The 16644-nt window shown below is 47.7% G+C and carries 14 protein-coding genes; 10 read left to right on the plus strand and 4 right to left on the minus strand.

All coding sequences use genetic code 11. The features are described 5' to 3' along the window. Positions 1–26: 26 nt before the first annotated feature. The 3 genes from HYN51_RS00895 to HYN51_RS16220 all read left to right on the plus strand — a co-directional run bounded on the left by HYN51_RS00895 (position 27) and on the right by HYN51_RS16220 (position 5708). On the plus strand, positions 27–1202 hold the full coding sequence (locus tag HYN51_RS00895; protein WP_108901127.1) for a hypothetical protein: 1176 nt from the start codon (positions 27–29) through the stop codon (positions 1200–1202). A 696-nt stretch (positions 1203–1898) separates the two neighbouring features. Beyond that, entirely contained in the window at positions 1899–4733 is a 2835-nt protein-coding gene (locus tag HYN51_RS00900) for an autotransporter serine protease (RefSeq protein ID WP_108901128.1), read from the plus strand. Positions 4734–5567: 834 nt separating this feature from the next. Then, on the plus strand, positions 5568–5708 hold the full coding sequence (locus HYN51_RS16220) for a hypothetical protein (RefSeq protein WP_157952946.1): 141 nt from the start codon (positions 5568–5570) through the stop codon (positions 5706–5708). A 226-nt stretch (positions 5709–5934) separates the two neighbouring features. Here the strand turns inward: HYN51_RS16220 and frdD are convergent, their stop codons facing one another. The 4 genes from frdD to frdA are packed head-to-tail and all read right to left on the minus strand — an operon-like array spanning position 5935 to position 9248. Then, positions 5935–6291: a fumarate reductase subunit FrdD gene (gene frdD, locus HYN51_RS00905; RefSeq protein ID WP_108901129.1), complete on the minus strand. Its 357-nt coding sequence runs from the start codon at positions 6289–6291 to the stop codon at positions 5935–5937. A gap of 13 nt (positions 6292–6304) precedes the next feature. Beyond that, entirely contained in the window at positions 6305–6694 is a 390-nt protein-coding gene (frdC, locus tag HYN51_RS00910) for a fumarate reductase subunit FrdC (RefSeq protein WP_108901130.1), read from the minus strand. A gap of 18 nt (positions 6695–6712) precedes the next feature. Then, complete coding sequence (locus tag HYN51_RS00915; protein WP_108901131.1) at positions 6713–7447, minus strand: succinate dehydrogenase/fumarate reductase iron-sulfur subunit; 735 nt, start codon at positions 7445–7447, stop codon at positions 6713–6715. Next, on the minus strand, positions 7440–9248 hold the full coding sequence (gene frdA, locus HYN51_RS00920; protein WP_108901132.1) for a fumarate reductase (quinol) flavoprotein subunit: 1809 nt from the start codon (positions 9246–9248) through the stop codon (positions 7440–7442). The genes HYN51_RS00915 and frdA overlap by 8 nt, the downstream gene beginning before the upstream one ends. Before the next feature lie 1006 nt (positions 9249–10254). On the opposite strand from frdA, the gene hybO reads away from it, so the two are divergent. From hybO to hypA, 7 genes are read left to right on the plus strand one after another with little or no spacing between them, the layout of a single operon-like run. Beyond that, the gene (gene hybO, locus HYN51_RS00925; RefSeq protein ID WP_108901133.1) at positions 10255–11373 is read left to right on the plus strand and encodes a hydrogenase 2 small subunit; all 1119 of its coding nucleotides are present in this window, start codon (positions 10255–10257) and stop codon (positions 11371–11373) included. A 2-nt stretch (positions 11374–11375) separates the two neighbouring features. After that, on the plus strand, positions 11376–12365 hold the full coding sequence (hybA, locus tag HYN51_RS00930) for a hydrogenase 2 operon protein HybA (protein ID WP_108901134.1): 990 nt from the start codon (positions 11376–11378) through the stop codon (positions 12363–12365). Then, positions 12349–13530: a Ni/Fe-hydrogenase cytochrome b subunit gene (gene hybB, locus HYN51_RS00935; protein ID WP_108901135.1), complete on the plus strand. Its 1182-nt coding sequence runs from the start codon at positions 12349–12351 to the stop codon at positions 13528–13530. Before hybA ends, hybB begins: the two co-directional genes overlap by 17 nt. After that, positions 13527–15230, plus strand: coding sequence for a hydrogenase 2 large subunit (hybC, locus tag HYN51_RS00940; RefSeq protein ID WP_108901136.1), 1704 nt, complete (start codon positions 13527–13529; stop codon positions 15228–15230). Before hybB ends, hybC begins: the two co-directional genes overlap by 4 nt. Beyond that, entirely contained in the window at positions 15230–15715 is a 486-nt protein-coding gene (locus HYN51_RS00945; RefSeq protein ID WP_108901137.1) for a HyaD/HybD family hydrogenase maturation endopeptidase, read from the plus strand. Before hybC ends, HYN51_RS00945 begins: the two co-directional genes overlap by 1 nt. Before the next feature lie 2 nt (positions 15716–15717). Beyond that, positions 15718–16209 (plus strand): hydrogenase-2 assembly chaperone, encoded by a 492-nt coding sequence (hybE, locus tag HYN51_RS00950; RefSeq protein WP_108901138.1) that lies wholly within the window; start codon positions 15718–15720, stop codon positions 16207–16209. Beyond that, a complete protein-coding gene (gene hypA, locus HYN51_RS00955; RefSeq protein ID WP_108901139.1) occupies positions 16202–16543 on the plus strand; it encodes a hydrogenase maturation nickel metallochaperone HypA in 342 nt (113 codons plus the stop codon). The genes hybE and hypA overlap by 8 nt, the downstream gene beginning before the upstream one ends. Positions 16544–16644: the final 101 nt, after the last annotated feature.

The following is a 16644-nucleotide window of genomic DNA, read 5'->3' on the forward strand; positions in this document are numbered from 1 at the left end:
CACGTCGATATGCGTTAAGGGTTTTTATGAAATTATTTACGTTACTTTCTGCCACGGGAATTCTCTGGCTGAGCATACTCTATCCTGCGCATGCTCAGCATGATGAACAGCAAATGACCTATACTGGCCAAATCGGTAAATCTCCAGTGGTGATTGAACTGGTTACTTCTGAGTCTAATGAGATAACGGGGCGCTATTTTTATTCACGCTATCGTAAAGATATCGCCTTGACGGGAACCCAGTCAGAAGGTGGTAGCCTTAAACTATATGAAAATGAGCGTGTGGTAGGTCAGCAGAAAGCGGCCTGGATGGCATTGACACCGACACCGGAAGGTGGACTTAGTGGCCAGTGGCATGGCGATAAAGCAAAGACTACCAATGTGTTACTGCTGCCGGCCATTATCCCTGTAGGTAAAAAGCAGGGGCAAACACCTTATCAAAACTCATTAAGTAAGGATAATCTCTACGATTATTTGCGTTTGTTGGATATGCCTTTGAAAGCAGAGAATGAACAGGAGTTCATGGGGTATCGTATTCGCTGGTGGAAAGAGCCGATTTCCGGTATTCGGATGTTTGAATTACTGTCTGGATATCCTCAGGAGCAGATGGCTCAGGTAAATATAAGACTGAGAGATCGTCTGTGGCGTGAAGTCGTTGATTATCATGGTTGCATGTTGGGGGGATTATCCGGTAGTTCCGGACAGGCAGATTTTAATCAATCGGTAAAACCGACCTATTTCTCACCTTCGGTGATCAGTGCATCGGTATTTACGGATTATTATTGCGGTGGTGCCCATCCTGATTTTGCTGATTCACCTATCAATTTGGATATGAAGAGCGGCAAGGAGCTGGCGCTTGAAGATGTCATCTGGTTGGGTAAAGGCAAGCCAGTTTATTACAATGAGCAGGGGGGAGATGATGCAGGTTTTGAGGCTTTCTCTGCTTATCGAAGTACTGTTTTTGCTCCTTGGATTGTAGAGCAAATGCGTAAACTTCATCCCTCGCAAATGAAAAAGAGCGATGAATGTGATTACAGTACGGTTGAATATTGGACCTTTGTTAACTGGCATTTTACGCCGAAAGGCCTCTATTTTAGTCCATCATTTCCCCGAGTCGCTCGGGCATGCGAATATCCTGATTGGTCAGTATTGCCTTATGCTGCCATCAAAACCCATGCCGGGAGTTTTGACATCACTGATTGATAGCGATGCTGCAAAGGTACAATCCGATATAACAGCATTGCATTGGTTTTTTAATTATGACAACGGGTTAATTAAATTGGATTTTATATTATTTTTCCAATGTATTAATGTTGAAATTATAAATTATATTAAATAAATCAAATTAATATAAAACACTTTTAACCTTAATTGTTAATCAGATTTGTTATCAAATTATTAATACTTGTAAAAAAATATTATTTTTATTTCTTCCTATTTAAATCCACAAAAAAATTGTTCCTTTATGAGTGGTTAAGTTAACTTTTATCCATTTTATTTGTGTGGTTTTTATATCTTTGTAAAAAAATAAATGATCATTTTTCAAGCTAAAATAATAATTTTATTGATTAACATATTGATTTAAAATTATTTAATTTATTGTTAATTAATTGTAAATAAAATGCTTTGTGTATTTGACGGGTATGGATAGTACGTCTAGGATTACATTTAGAATAACCATCAAAAGTGTCGTTGCAATTCATTTGATAGGGTTAGTCAGTAAGCAACATAACATTGTTATTCATAAGTATTATCTCCGAAACCTTTGGGAAAGCTTTCAGGGGGAGGGATGGCTTATATCTGAAATCCGAAATGCGAGATACTAAATCTTATTTGCGGAATTCAAGGAATGTTTAAATTGCTTATAAAAACGGCTAATAAAAGCCGGAGGTACTCCTCATGTCCTCAGAAAAATCATTATTACAAAAATCTTTATATCTCACTGGAAATTCTCTTTTGATGCTATCTCTTTCTGCCTGTGGTGGTGGCGGAGGAGGAGGCGGTGGCGGCGGTAGTAATGAGGGCGTCGGCGGTACTTTGGCTCCCGCTACACCACCGGCAGAAACCATTCTTTCAGTTATCTCCGCGACAGAACCATTTACTCGCAATACCTACAACCAGAATCTGTTTCTTACCCATGCCGCAGAAGCTCGGATGGCGGGATACTCGGGTGCAGGCGTGATTGTCGGTTTGGTCGATAGCGGGGTATTAACTTCTAATCTGGCGCTTCAGGGAAAAATTGCTCAATCGCTAACTTATGTTGACCCCGCGACTAACGATACCAGTGTGGGCGATGTTCGTGGTCATGGTACTTCCGTGGCCCAAACTTTAGCAGGGCAGCGGATTGGGCCATTCTCCGGCGGTACTGCCCCCGGAGCAACAATAGTCAGTGCTCGAATCATTTCTGATACTTCTAGTTCTGCTGGCTCTAAGGGGTACTCTTTAACCCAAGTTAATTATGATATGGCGAATGCCGGTGCCAAAATTCTGAATAACTCATGGAGCCTGCCTGACTGGCCGATTACTGAAACCTCAACCACTAATAGCTATGTTAATGCTTATCAATACTTTGTCGTCACCCGTGGCGGGCTAGTGGTATTCGCTAGTGGAAATGACAGCGATGTTACGCCAAACAAAATCGCTTCTTTGCCAACGATTGCTAATTCACCTGCTTTAGAGAAGGGGTGGCTGGTGGCAAGTGCTGTGAATGTTAACCGACCGGATGAACTCTCCGCTTATGCCAATGCTTGTGGGATTAGCATGCATTATTGCCTGGTAGCACCGGGTACGGTGTCAGTTCTCAGCCAGAATGCACAAACTGGAGAATTAAGTAATTCATTAGTCTCTGGTACATCATTTGCTACTCCGCAGATAACGGGGGCGGCAGCGATGGTATGGCAAGCATTTCCTTATTTTACCAATGATTTAGTTCGTCAGACCTTACTGGGTACGGCAACCGATCTTGGCGATCCCGGGGTTGATGCCACGTTTGGTTATGGCATGTTGAATGTTGATGCTGCGGTGCGTGGCCCGGCGAAATTTGATTGGGGAGATGTCAGCGTTTCATTCAGTGGATACAGCTCAACGTGGGGTAACTCAATTAGTGGGGCTGGTGGTCTAATTAAGAATGGCACCGGTACACTGATACTTGGGAAGGATGCGGCTTATACCGGATTAACACAGGTATTAGGTGGCACACTGGCTTCAGATAACGGATTAGTCTCTGCCGTAAACGTTGGCCCTTCTGGTACGCTGGATGTACGTCGGGTTGGCGGTAACGTCAACAACCAGGGCAGTGTGGTATTACGTAATGGACAAACTAACTTTAACAGCAACTATGTCCAAACCGCTGATGGTCATTTAGCGCTGGTATTAGGCTCTACGCTGAATGTTCAAGGTACCGCTTCTCTGGCGGGGGATCTTCACGTATTAGCGGTTCCGCAAGGATATGTGACCTCAACTCAACGTCAGGATGTGTTAACGGCTCAGGGGGGGGTGACAGGGCGATTTAGCACGTTCACCAAAGCATCCGGTGTCTTTCTGGATGCAACACCTGATTACAGCAGCAATCAGGTTTGGCTGAATATCCAACGGGTACAGGCCACGAATGTGGCGGGTGTTGAATACAATGCAGCGGCAACCTCAGGGGCGACTCGGGTTGAACAGGCATTTACTCAGTTAGACCAACAACTGGTCAGTTCACCGGCTCCAGCCGATGTCAAAATGTCTGAATTCCTGAGCGGCGCAGCCAGCCTGCAACAGTCACCGAATGCTCAGGCAGCCCAAGCCTCTCTGGAAAGTCTGTCCGGGCAATTGCCAGCCGCTACGATGGCAATGACTATGCAAGCGGTTAACGTGAACAATCGTCAGGTTTCTGACCATATCGCTCAACTAATGGATTCCCCAAGAAGTAACGGTTGGACCGGTAATATTAATTATCAGAGCAACCTGAGCAGTTCTGGCTTCTCTGGTGTTAATTACAACATGAACGGTTGGGTCATGGGGCAGGACGTTTTTCTGGATAAAAATACCTTTATCGGTAGTTCTCTTACCCGCAGTGATACTAATGGCAGCCTGAGCCGTGGCTCAGAAAGCAGCAGTGGCACCGTGGGTGAAGCCTCTTTGTATGGCGGCAAGATCTTTGATTCTTACTATGTGACCGGGCGTATTGCATCGGGTTACTACGATGGTCAACAAAAACGGACCCTGTTACTGGGTAATCAAACCGCTCAGGTTAACAGCGACCAAAGCGGTAACTACTTTACCGTTGGTAGTGAAATGGGTTATCGCATGAAAAAAGAGGGTTGGCAGTTCACCCCTTATGTTGATACGCAATACATCAGTTTGAAACAGGATGCCTTTAAAGAGAGCGGTGCTTCTGGTTTTGGTTTACAGGCTAACGCTCAAACCACTACCCGCTGGCAGGCTGGTGTAGGTGCTCGTACCGGTTACGGCTGGGATATGGGAAATAAAGGTAAAATTAACCTGACGGCTCAGACTCACTATCAACGAGCGATCGCTCAGGACAATGGCAGCTACAACGCGAGCTTTACCGGCGTGAATCAATACATGCCGCTGGATGGTGTTCCATTGTCTCGCGATGTGATGATGGTTGGCAGCGGTCTGGAGTGGGAATTCACGGATAACATGGCGTTGAATATGATGTATGAGCAGTATTTTGCCGATAACCAGCAGTCGAATATGGTGAATATGAATGTAAGCGTGAGGTTTTGATTAGTCTTAAATTAGAACCGAAGGTTTGGGGGTGGTTTCGTCCGCTGATGCTGCTGAGTGACGCAAGTCTGACTCGACTATTGTGCAGCGGCCGAGCAGGCGGCGTTAAGGCGAACGCCTCCTGAACCTCCGCGCCTTCGCACACGAATTCAGGCCGCCTGCGGTGTAGTATTCAGGGGCGTAGCCCCTGAATATGGGTTTTTTGCTCTGGTTTGAATGTCACAGTGGTTTTTTTATTGGTTGGCATCTGAAGTAAGTCGATTGAAGGTATTGTGATGAATTGTTTTCTGTATCATTTACTGCCGTTAGCCGTTAGCCGTTAGCCGTTAGCCGTTAGCCGTTAGCCGTTAGCCGTTAGCCGTTAGCCGTTAGCCGTTAGCCGTTAGCCGTTAGCCGTTAGCCGTTAGCCGTTAGCCGTTAGCCGTTAGCCGTTAGCCGTTAGCCTTGATTTTTCAACAACGCCAATCGTTGGGAGAGACGGGCGTGGGGGCGACTTGGCGTCAGCCAACGACAAACAGGCAAAGCCTGTTTGAACAGCGCTAGCGCTGGCCCGCAGGGTGAAACACCGCAAGGTGTTTCATAACAGCCCGTAGCCCGGCTAGGCCTGACGCACTCCGAAGCTGATTACCACTCAAAACTCACGGCCCTCCCGGCCGTACACAAAGATAATATGTGCAACATTGCTTTTACGGCCGGAATACCCACTGTTGCTGATTTAAAGAAACCATTCCCCCTGTACGCAAAAAGCGCCCCGTCGGGGCGCTTCTTTACTTCTTAACATCAGATGTCACCATCTGATGCAATCACCTCGTCAGGGCATGTTAGCCGTTAGCCTTGGTTTTTCAACAAAGCCAATCGTTGGGAGAGACGGGCGTGGGGGTCGACTTGGCGTCAGCCAACGACAAACAGGCAAAAGCCTGTTTGAACAGCGCTAGCGCTGGCCCGCAGGGTGAAACACCGCAAGGTGTTTCATAACTGCCCGTAGCCGGCTAGGCCTGACGCAATCCGAAGCTGATTACCACTCAAAACTCACGGCCCTCCCGGCCGTGCACAAAGGTAATATGTGCAACATTGCTTTTACGGCCGGAATACCCACAACCGCAGATATGAAAACTAAAAAACCATTCCCCCTGTATGCAAAAAGCGCCCCAAAGGGGCGCTTCTTAACAACCGGTATCATGACAGTCAAAGGGCATACTGCTTACAGCATCACCACCCCAATCACCGCAATCACACTCAGCGCCGTCGCCAGACCGTAAAATACGAGCTTGCCCGCCGGCACGTGCCACTTCAGGTCATGGGTCATATGGTGCATACGGTGTAATCCACACCATATCGGCAGGATTATCATCAGCAGCAGGAATACCCGGCCAATAAATCCCTGACAGAACCCCAGAATACGCTCATAACTCAGCGCCTCCGGTGCCCAGCCCATCGGCAGAATGATGGCCACCAGTAAAATAATGACCGGCGCAATAATCGCTCCCCACATTCCGCCCGCACCAAACAGGCCCCAGAATACCGGCTCGTCAGAGCGCTTCGGATTTTGTTCAATCATGTCAGTCGACTCCTTAAATCAGTGCCACGGCCAGAATTATCAGGCTCGCCACAATCGTTACGCCCCAGAAGAACATCACAATCGGCTTCGCGCTCAGCTTCTCCTGTCCCACCACAATGTTCGCCGCCTTAGGGGCCAGGTCAAACCACGTCTTGGTATGCACCAGTGCCATAATCAGCGTAATGAGGTTAATCACCATCACCACCGGGTTACTTAAAAAGCCCACAAAGCCAGACCAGCTCTCCGAACTTCTTAGTGCAAACACACCGAAAATCAGCACCAGACTGAACCACACCGCAGGGATTGCCGTGCTCTCACGGAACATGTAAAACTTATAAAACCCGAGTCTCTTCCACCAGTCAGCGTTCACCTCGCGGACATAGGGCTTACGTTTGGTCATCATAATAGTATCCCTCTCCCTTTATTGAGGTTTCAGCATGGCAATCATAAAGTCTTTCGAACTCTCCACCTTGCCCTGCTGAATAGCAGAGGCCGGGTCAACGTGTTTAGGACAGACTTCAGAACAGTAACCGACGAAGGTACAGCTCCATACGCCATTCTTGCCGTTAAGCTGTGGCATACGGGCCGCTTTACCCTTATCACGCGTATCCAGATTGTAACGGTGTCCCAAGGTAATGGCCGCCGGACCAATAAACTCCGGGTTCAGACCAAACTGAGGACAGGCGGCATAACACAGGCCGCAGTTGATACAACCGGAAAACTGATGGTATTTCTCCATCTGGGCTGGCGTCTGAAGGGTCGGGCCGTTCTCCGGCTTCAGGCTGTCATTAATGATGTAAGGCTTAATGGCTTCCAGGCTCTCAATAAAGTGAGTCATGTCCACCACCAGGTCACGCTCAATCGGGAAGTTACCCAGCGCTTCTACCTTCAGGCCACCGGTGTACTCCCGCAGGAAGGTCTTACAGGCCAGCTTCGGCACCTTATTGACCATCATGCCGCACGAACCACAAATCGCCATCCGGCAGGACCAGCGGTAAGACAAGTCCGGTGCCAGATTGTCCTTAATATAGCCCAGCGCATCCAGCAGTGAGGTGGATGCATCATAAGGCACATCATACGCCTCGAAGTGGGGTTCACTGTCGCGCTCGGGGTTGTAGCGCATGACTTCAACTTTGAGGGTTTTCATCTCAGACATTCGCCTGCTCCTTCTTTAATGCCTCTTCTTTAGCCTGGGCTTCCGCTTCGGCACCGTATACACGTTTAGCCGGTGCGAGGGTGGTAATTTTCACGTCACTGTACTCAATGCGCGGGGTGGTGCTGTTCGGGCTGTAGAAGGCCAGTGAGTGTTTCAGGAAGTTCACGTCATCACGCTCGGTACAGCCGTCATCCAGACGCTGGTGTGCGCCACGGGATTCACGACGTAACAGCGCCGAGTGGGCCATACAGTCAGCCACATCCAGACCGTGACCCAACTCAATGGTATACAGCAGGTCCGTGTTGAACACGCTGGAGCGGTCAGTAATGCTAACGCGCTTGAAGCGGTCTTTCAGTTCAGCAATCTTGTCGACGGTCTTTTGCATCAGCTCTTCGGTACGGTAGATACCGCACCCTTCTTCCATGCTCAGGCCCATCTCATCACGGATTTTCGACCAGTTCTCGGTGCCTTCTTGCTTAAGCAGGGCATGCAGACGGCCTTCGATATCCGCCACCTGTGCATCCAGTGCGCTGCTGTTAGCCGGTGCGGCCGATTTGGCACGTGCAATAGCATGTTCACCGGCCACGCGACCAAACACCACCAGCTCCGCCAAGGAGTTAGAACCCAGACGGTTAGCGCCGTGCATCCCCACAGACGAACATTCGCCCACGGCAAACAGACCGGTCAGACGGGTTTCACACTGTTGGTTGGTTTCAATCCCGCCCATGGTGTAGTGCGCGGTAGGACGAACCGGAATAGGCTCTTTCACCGGGTCAACGCCGACATAGGCTTTGGAGAGTTCGCAGATAAACGGCAGACGTTCAAGCAGCTTCTTCTCACCCAGATGACGCAAGTCCAGATAGACCACATCGCCGCGCGGAGAAGGAATGGTGCGACCGGCGCGCCATTCGTGCCAGAAGGCTTGGGAGACTTTGTCGCGGGGACCCAGCTCCATGTATTTGTTTTCCGGTTTGCCCAGCGGGGTCTCAGGACCCATGCCGTAATCTTGCAGGTAACGGTAGCCGTCTTTGTTGACCAGAATACCGCCCTCACCACGACAACCTTCGGTCATCAGGATACCGGAGCCGGGCAGGCCGGTTGGGTGATACTGAACGAACTCCATATCACGCAATGGCACGCCGTGACGGAACGCCATCCCCATACCGTCACCGGTGACGATACCGCCGTTGGTGTTGTAACGGTAAACGCGGCCTGCACCACCGGTGGCCATCACCACGGCATTGGCCCGGATTTGAATCAGGGTCCCTTCCATCATGTTCATGGCGACTAAACCACGGACATGACCTTCGTCAGAGAGCAGGTCGAGAACGAAATGCTCATCAAAGCGCTTGATGTTAGGGTACTTAAGGGAGGTCTGGAAAAGGGTGTGAAGCATGTGGAAGCCGGTTTTATCGGCGGCAAACCAAGTCCGTTCAACTTTCATGCCGCCGAATCGACGGACGTTGATGGAGCCATCGTCTTTACGGCTCCAAGGGCAGCCCCACTGTTCCATCTGGACCATTTCGCGCGGACTGTTTTCCACGAAGTACTGGACGACGTCTTGCTCACAAAGCCAGTCACCACCGGCGACGGTGTCATGGAAGTGAGATTCGAAGCTGTCTTCGGGCTTGATAACGGCAGCGGAGCCGCCTTCAGCGGCGACGGTGTGGCTGCGCATGGGGTAGACTTTAGAAATCAGCGCAATGGTGCTGTTGGGGTTGGCTTCGGCAGCGGCAATGGCAGCACGAAGACCGCCGCCCCCTGCTCCGATGATAGCAATGTCTGCGTTAAAGGTTTGCACTGCATTCCTCCAAATCTTATTGTGTGTAGCAACGGGTTAATTATATGAACTGGCATATTATAGCCGAGCTAGCGAGCTTAATATGGCATTTGCATCACTCTTTTGTTGTATGAGTGATAAAATATTTGTGTATTTTTCATATTATGTATGTTCTTTATTATTTTAATTGATTTAATTTTCAAAAGAGATATTTGGCTGTTTATCATATACCAAATACTTTCCACCACATTGATCATGGCTTCTAGCTAAATTCGGCAATGTTATCCCATGCTGAATGTCAGTCGATATCTCGTGCATGAACTTTAGCATTTTCATCATTACTTCTTGTGTTTTTTAGCCTAAAGAGATCGAAGTGCATCACCGCGGCGGAAAATTGACTAATAAACAGAAGAGCACTTAAAAATATTTCGCCCGTTGGTTTTTCCTATATTAATTTATTAGGAAATTTGAATGTTTTTTATCTACTGTAGCCATTCCTCGACGTGAAATCGGTCAATATGCAGCGCATAAATTATTATCAAAAATAGGTCTGCCACATCACAATAAACAGAATATAGGTGATAATGAAATAATAATGTTTCCACCTTTTTCATTGATTATCGGAGATGCTTAACGTATCAGCGAATATTGTTTTTTATGGAATGATTCTTATTTGAATTCTTATTATTCATTTGATTTTAAAGTGTATTTATATTTTGTTACTTATTGCTTTTTCCTATTCTTTTTCCCCCTGATCAATATCAAAAGTTTTGAATATCGCTCTACGTATAATCAAGTGTAGTTATATAAAATAAGTCAATGTTACCAATTATTAATTCATTGTTAATTTTAAGTTAATAGCATGCATTTGCTGAATCGTTTTTAGTCACATATCAATGAAATAATGGACCTATGTTTCACGGTGTTTGATAAAGATCAAACGAGGTTTGTTTCATAGGCCTAACATTCGGCCACTAAATTCGTATAAATGAATAATGTCGTTAGTCACCGTAAAGGAATAATTATAATGATAGAAGACAACCCTCTTCTTCCTTCCCACGGTATTAATCGCCGTGATTTTATGAAGCTGTGTACCGCACTGGCCGCTACTATGGGTCTAAGTGCAAATGCAGCCGCTGAAATTGCGGAATCGGTTAGTAACCCTCAGCGCCCGCCTGTTATCTGGATTGGGGCGCAAGAGTGTACGGGATGTACGGAATCGTTGCTGCGTGCGACTCATCCAACCGTTGAGAACCTACTGCTGGAAACGATTTCACTTGAGTATCATGAAGTGCTTTCTGCCGCTTTCGGTCATCAGGTTGAAGAAAACAAGCATAATGCCATTGAGAAATATAAAGGGCAGTACGTACTGGTCGTTGATGGTTCTATTCCATTAAAAGATAACGGCATTTACTGTATGGTGGCGGGTGAACCTATTATCGACCATATTCGCAAAGCGGCTGAGCATGCTGCGGCGATTATTGCGATCGGTTCTTGTGCGGCATGGGGTGGTGTAGCTGCCGCGGGCGTCAACCCGACGGGAGCCGTTGGTCTGCAGGAAGTTCTTCCGGGTAAAACGGTGATTAATATTCCTGGTTGCCCACCAAACCCACATAACTTTTTGGCAACGGTTGCCCACATTATTACTTTCGGTAAAGCACCGAAGCTGGATGCTAAAAACCGACCTACCTTTGCCTATGGTCGTCTGATTCACGAACACTGCGAACGCCGCCCACATTTCGATGCGGGTCGCTTTGCGAAAGAGTTTGGTGATGAGGGGCACCGTGAAGGTTGGTGTCTGTACCATTTAGGCTGTAAAGGTCCTGAAACTTACGGTAACTGTTCAACCCTGCAATTCTGCGACGTTGGTGGTGTATGGCCTGTGGCTATTGGTCACCCTTGCTATGGTTGTAACGAAGAAGGGGTTGGCTTCCATAAAGGTATTCACCAACTGGCGAGCGTTCAAAATCCAACGCCGCGCTATGCGAAGCCAGACGTCGACAACCGTGAGGGTGGAAGTATTTCACCAACGGCGGTTGGCTTGATTGGCGGTGTGGCTGGTCTGGTTGCTGGGGTAAGCGTGATGTCGGTTCGTGAACTTGGGCGTCAGCAAAAGAAAGACGATACCGAATCACGGGGAGAATAACCGTGAATAGACGCAATTTCCTTAAAATAGCTTCAGGTGGTGCGCTGCTGGCGGGTGGTACGTCTACCTGTCTTGCGGCTGCTGAGAATAAACCACCTATTCCGGGTGCGCTGGGGATGTTATATGACTCGACGCTTTGTGTGGGCTGTCAGGCCTGTGTGGCAAAGTGTCAGGACATTAACCATCCACAGCGTAACCCTATTGGCAATCAAACGTGGTCAAACAACGACAAGCTGTCCCCTTATACCAATAATATTATTCAGGTGTGGAGCAGCGGTACGGGTGAAAACAAAGATCAGGAAGTCGACGGTTACGCTTACATCAAAAAGCAGTGTATGCACTGTGTTGATCCAAACTGCGTTTCAGTTTGTCCGGTGTCTGCCCTGAAGAAAGATCCAAAGACCGGCATCGTTCACTACGACGCTGACATTTGTACCGGTTGTCGTTACTGCATGGTGGGTTGCCCCTATAACATTCCTAAATATGACTATAACAATCCATTTGGTGAATTACACAAGTGCGAACTGTGTAACCAGAAAGGTGTTGAGCGCCTGAATAAAGGTGGCTTACCGGGCTGTGTGGAAGTTTGTCCTGCTGGCGCGGTGATTTTTGGGACGCGTGAAGAGTTGATGGCGGAAGCCAAGAAGCGCTTGGCGCTGAAAGCCGGTGATGAATATCGCTATCCTCGTCAGACGCTAAACGGTAGCGATCCTTATCTGCATACGGTTCCGCATTACTATCCGCATCTCTATGGTGAAAAAGAGGGCGGTGGTACACAAGTGTTAGTGTTGACCGGTGTTCCTTTTAAAAACCTTGATTTGCCGGAGCTTGCCGATCTTTCTACCGGTGCGCGTTCTGAAAATATTCAGCATACGGTTTATAAAGGCATGATGTTGCCGCTGGCCGTTTTAGCGGGCTTAACCGTGTTGGTTCGTCGTAATACGAAAAACGACCATCACGAAGAAGGAGATGATAATGAGCACACATCATAAGCCAACGCCGCTGGGCGGCAAACTCGTCAGCTGGCCGATTATCGTATTCGGGCCGTTGGTTGTGCTGTGCTTAATTTTTGTGGTTAAGCGTTTAGTCTTTGGACTGGGTTCGGTATCCGATCTTAACGGTGGTTATCCGTGGGGTATTTGGATTGCCTTTGACCTGTTGATTGGTACCGGTTTTGCCTGTGGTGGTTGGGCGTTAGCTTGGGCGGTATATGTCTTTAACAAAGGTGAATACCATCCTCTGGTTCGTCCTGCGCTGTTAGCCAGCCTGTTTGGTTACTCTCTGGGTGGGCTGTCGATTACCATCGACGTAGGTCGTTACTGGAACTTACCGTACTTCTACATTCCGGGTTATTTCAACGTGAACTCGGTACTGTTTGAAACTGCGGTATGTATGACCATCTATATTGGCATCATGGCGTTAGAATTTGCACCAGTGTTGTTTGAACGTATGGGATGGAAATTATCCCTGAAGCGTCTTAATAAAGTGATGTTCTTTGTTCTTGCGCTGGGCGCGTTACTGCCAACCATGCACCAATCATCAATGGGTTCTCTGATGATTGCCGCGGGTCATAAAGTCCATCCAATTTGGCAAAGCTATGAAATGCTCCCGCTTTACTCACTGCTGACCGCTTTTATTATGGGATTCTCGATAGTGATATTCGAAGGATCGCTGGTGCAGGCAGGGCTAAGAGGTAAAGGGCAGGATGAAAAAGCGATGTTCAGGAAGCTGATGGGTATCATTAGTATATTCCTGTTGCTCTTCCTGGTATTTCGTTTCGGCGAACTGGTTTACAGAGATAAGTTGTCTTATATCTTTGCCGGTGACTTCTATGCGGTGATGTTCTGGATTGAAATCGCACTGCTGCTGTTCCCGCTGGTGGTCTTCCGTTTCCGTAAATGGGCTAACGATTCTCGTATGCTGTTTATCGGTGCTGTCAGTATGTTATTGGGTTGTGCTATGTGGCGTATGTCTTACTCCCTGGTTGCATTTAATCCAGGTGGTGGTTACCACTATTTCCCAACTTGGGAAGAACTGTTAATTTCAATTGGCTTTGTGAGTATCGAGATATGTGCCTATATCTTACTGATTCGTCTACTGCCGGTTATTCCTTCTTTAAAAAATCTTCACAAGAATCAAGAGGCTAGTAAAGCATGAGCCAACGTATCACTATTGACCCGGTAACACGTATCGAAGGTCACTTGCGCATTGATTGCGAAATTGAAAATGGAAAGGTCTCCAAAGCGTGGGCGTCAGGTACGATGTGGCGTGGCATGGAGGAGATCGTAAAGGGTAACGATCCGCGTGATGCATGGATGATTGTCCAACGTATCTGCGGAGTTTGTACCACCACTCATGCTATTGCATCCGTTCGCTCTGTTGAGAGCGCATTGAATCTGAATATCCCGGTAAACGCACAGTACATTCGTAACCTGATACTGGCTGCGCACATGACGCACGATCATATCGTGCACTTCTATCAGCTTTCAGCGTTAGACTGGGTGGATATTACGTCTGCACTAAAAGCCGATCCTGCTAAAGCAGCGGCCTTATTGAAAGGTGTTTCCAACTGGCATCTGAATAGTGAAGAAGAGTTTACTAAAGTTCAGAACAAAATTAAGGATCTGGTTGCCAGCGGCCAATTGGGCATTTTTGCCAATGGTTACTGGGGACACCCGGCGATGAAATTACCGCCAGAGGTGAACCTGATTGCTGTTGCTCACTATCTGCAGGCGCTTGAATGTCAGCGTGATGCTAACCGCGTGGTGGCGTTGCTGGGTGGTAAAACCCCCCATATTCAAAATCTGGCCGTAGGCGGGGTAGCTAACCCAATCAATCTGGATGGCTTAGGGGTACTGAACCTTGAGCGTCTGATGTACATCAAATCGTTCATTGACCGTTTAAATGACTTCGTACAGCAGGTGTACAAAGTGGATACGGCGGTGATTGCGGCGTTTTATCCGGAGTGGTTAGAATTAGGCAAGGGAGCGGTTAACTATCTCAGTACGCCTGAATTCCCGACCGACAGTAAAAACGGTAGCTTCGTGTTCCCTGGCGGTTACATCACCAACAGTGATTTATCAACCTACCGTCCGATCACCTCTCAATCAGACGAGTTCCTGATTAAAGGTATTCAGGAAAGCGCTAAACACGCTTGGTATAAAGATGAAGAGCCACAGGCACCGTGGGAAGGTACCACCATTCCTAACTACAGCACTTGGGATGAGAACGGCAAATATTCATGGGTTAAATCCCCTACTTTCTACGGTAAAACTACCGAAGTGGGTCCATTAGCCAATATGCTGTGTAAGCTGGCGGCTAACCATGAACCAACCAAGAAGCATCTGAATGATATCGTGGGTATTTATACCGCATTAACCGGTAAAACCATTGAAGTTGCTCAGTTGCATTCAACATTGGGGCGTATTGTTGGCCGTACTGTACACGCCTGTACCCTGCAAGATTTGTTACAAAATCAGTATAAATCACTGATTGAAAACATCGGCAAAGGGGACCATGTTGCCTATGTGAAACCAAATATTCCAGCAACCGGCACCTTCAAAGGCGTAGGTTTTGCGGAAGTTTCACGGGGTATGTTATCCCACTGGATCGTTATCAAAGATGGCAAAATCGAGAACTATCAGGCAGTGGTTCCATCAACTTGGAACTCTGGCCCTCGCAACTTCAATGATGACGTTGGGCCATATGAGCAGTCTCTGGTAGGTACTCCAATTGCCGATCCGGCGAAACCGTTAGAAGTTGTACGTACTATTCACTCCTTCGATCCATGTATGGCTTGTGCGGTACACGTGGTTGATGCGGATGGTAATGAAGTCACAAAAGTTAAGGTTCTTTAATGCGGATATTAGTATTAGGCGTTGGTAATGTTCTTTTAACCGACGAAGCGATAGGCGTACGTGTTGTCGAGGCTTTGGAGCAAAACTATGTCCTACCTGACTACGTGGAGGTTCTGGACGGCGGAACCGCCGGAATGGAACTGTTGGAGGCTATGGCAAATCGCGATCATCTGATTATTGCTGATGCTATCGTTTCCAAAAAGCGTACGCCGGGCACCATTATGATTTTGCGTGATGAAGAAGTGCCAACGCTGTTTACTAATAAGATTTCTCCGCATCAGTTAGGTTTGGCCGACGTACTGTCGGCCCTCCGCTTTACCGGGGAGTTCCCCGGTAAACTGACGCTGGTTGGCGTAATTCCTGAATCTTTGGAACCGCATATTGGTATGACCGCAACGGTTGAAGCCATGATTGAACCCGCGTTACAAGAGGTGATAGCGGCCTTGCGCTCATCTGGTGTAGAAGTTTTACCCAAGGAGAAATAAGCATGTCCGATGAGATTTATGGTTACGCTGAAGAGCCAACAGCGCTAGTTCAGCGCGCTTTTCAGCATGTCGCTGCTAAAGCCATGCACGATCTCTCTTTCCTTCATCCTAATATGCCGGTGCATGTCTCCGGCTTTAAGCTGTTTGAAGGGCAGTGGGTTGGTTGTGTGATTACCCCGTGGATGCTGAGTGCATTGATTTTGCCGGGGCCTGACCAAATTTGGCCATTGCGCACCATTAGCGACAAGCTGGGTTTAGCGCTGCCTTATGACAATATGACCTTTACCGTTGGTGAGTTGGAAGGTGTTGCCCAATACCTGACGTGCTCACTGATGTCCCCGCTGGATCATTCTTTAACGCCTGAACAGGGTGTACAATTAACTAATGATTGTACACGTATGCTGCTGTCGATTCCGGTCAGCGATCCGGATGCTCCAAGCCAACTAGGGCGGCGTGCACTGTTATTAGGCCGCAGGAATTGTAGTAATGCATGAAATATCATTGTGTGAAAGCACAATAGAAATTATTCAGAAACAAGCTCAACAACATGGTGTGAAGCGGGTTACCGGCGTATGGTTAGAAGTCGGGGCGCTCTCCTGTGTGGAAGAGCATTCTTTGCGATTTTGTTTTGATGTTGTCTGCCGTGGTACTGTAGCCGAAGGTAGCCAGCTTCATATTATTCAGAAACCAGCGCAGGCCTGGTGTTGGGACTGTAGCAGTGAAGTAGAAATTACTCAGCATGAAGCCCAGTGCCCGAAATGTCAGGGGTTTAGTTTGCGTGTCGACAGTGGTGATACCCTGCAAATTAAAGAGCTGGAAGTTGAGTAACATCTTGAATATCTAATTCGAATATTTATCTCATATTGCCAATGCAAATGAGCTGGCTGAATTTACTGATTGAACTGTGACAAGATAATGTCTTGAGGGGG

The sequence above is a fragment of the Limnobaculum parvum genome (genome assembly GCF_003096015.2).
In the GTDB taxonomy this organism is placed as follows: Bacteria; Pseudomonadota; Gammaproteobacteria; order Enterobacterales; family Enterobacteriaceae; genus Limnobaculum; species Limnobaculum parvum.

Excerpts from the sequence above, each read along its gene's own strand:
- hybC (WP_108901136.1), top strand. The coding sequence starts at position 13,527 with ATGAGCCAACGTATCACTATTGACCCGGTAACACGTATCGAAGGTCAC.
- HYN51_RS00915 (WP_108901131.1), bottom strand. The coding sequence starts at position 7,447 with ATGTCTGAGATGAAAACCCTCAAAGTTGAAGTCATGCGCTACAACCCC.
- hybE (WP_108901138.1), top strand. The coding sequence starts at position 15,718 with ATGTCCGATGAGATTTATGGTTACGCTGAAGAGCCAACAGCGCTAGTT.
- frdD (WP_108901129.1), bottom strand. The coding sequence starts at position 6,291 with ATGATTGAACAAAATCCGAAGCGCTCTGACGAGCCGGTATTCTGGGGC.
- HYN51_RS00900 (WP_108901128.1), top strand. The coding sequence starts at position 1,899 with ATGTCCTCAGAAAAATCATTATTACAAAAATCTTTATATCTCACTGGA.
- hypA (WP_108901139.1), top strand. The coding sequence starts at position 16,202 with ATGCATGAAATATCATTGTGTGAAAGCACAATAGAAATTATTCAGAAA.
- hybO (WP_108901133.1), top strand. The coding sequence starts at position 10,255 with ATGATAGAAGACAACCCTCTTCTTCCTTCCCACGGTATTAATCGCCGT.
- HYN51_RS00945 (WP_108901137.1), top strand. The coding sequence starts at position 15,230 with ATGCGGATATTAGTATTAGGCGTTGGTAATGTTCTTTTAACCGACGAA.
- frdC (WP_108901130.1), bottom strand. The coding sequence starts at position 6,694 with ATGATGACCAAACGTAAGCCCTATGTCCGCGAGGTGAACGCTGACTGG.
- HYN51_RS00895 (WP_108901127.1), top strand. The coding sequence starts at position 27 with ATGAAATTATTTACGTTACTTTCTGCCACGGGAATTCTCTGGCTGAGC.
- hybB (WP_108901135.1), top strand. The coding sequence starts at position 12,349 with ATGAGCACACATCATAAGCCAACGCCGCTGGGCGGCAAACTCGTCAGC.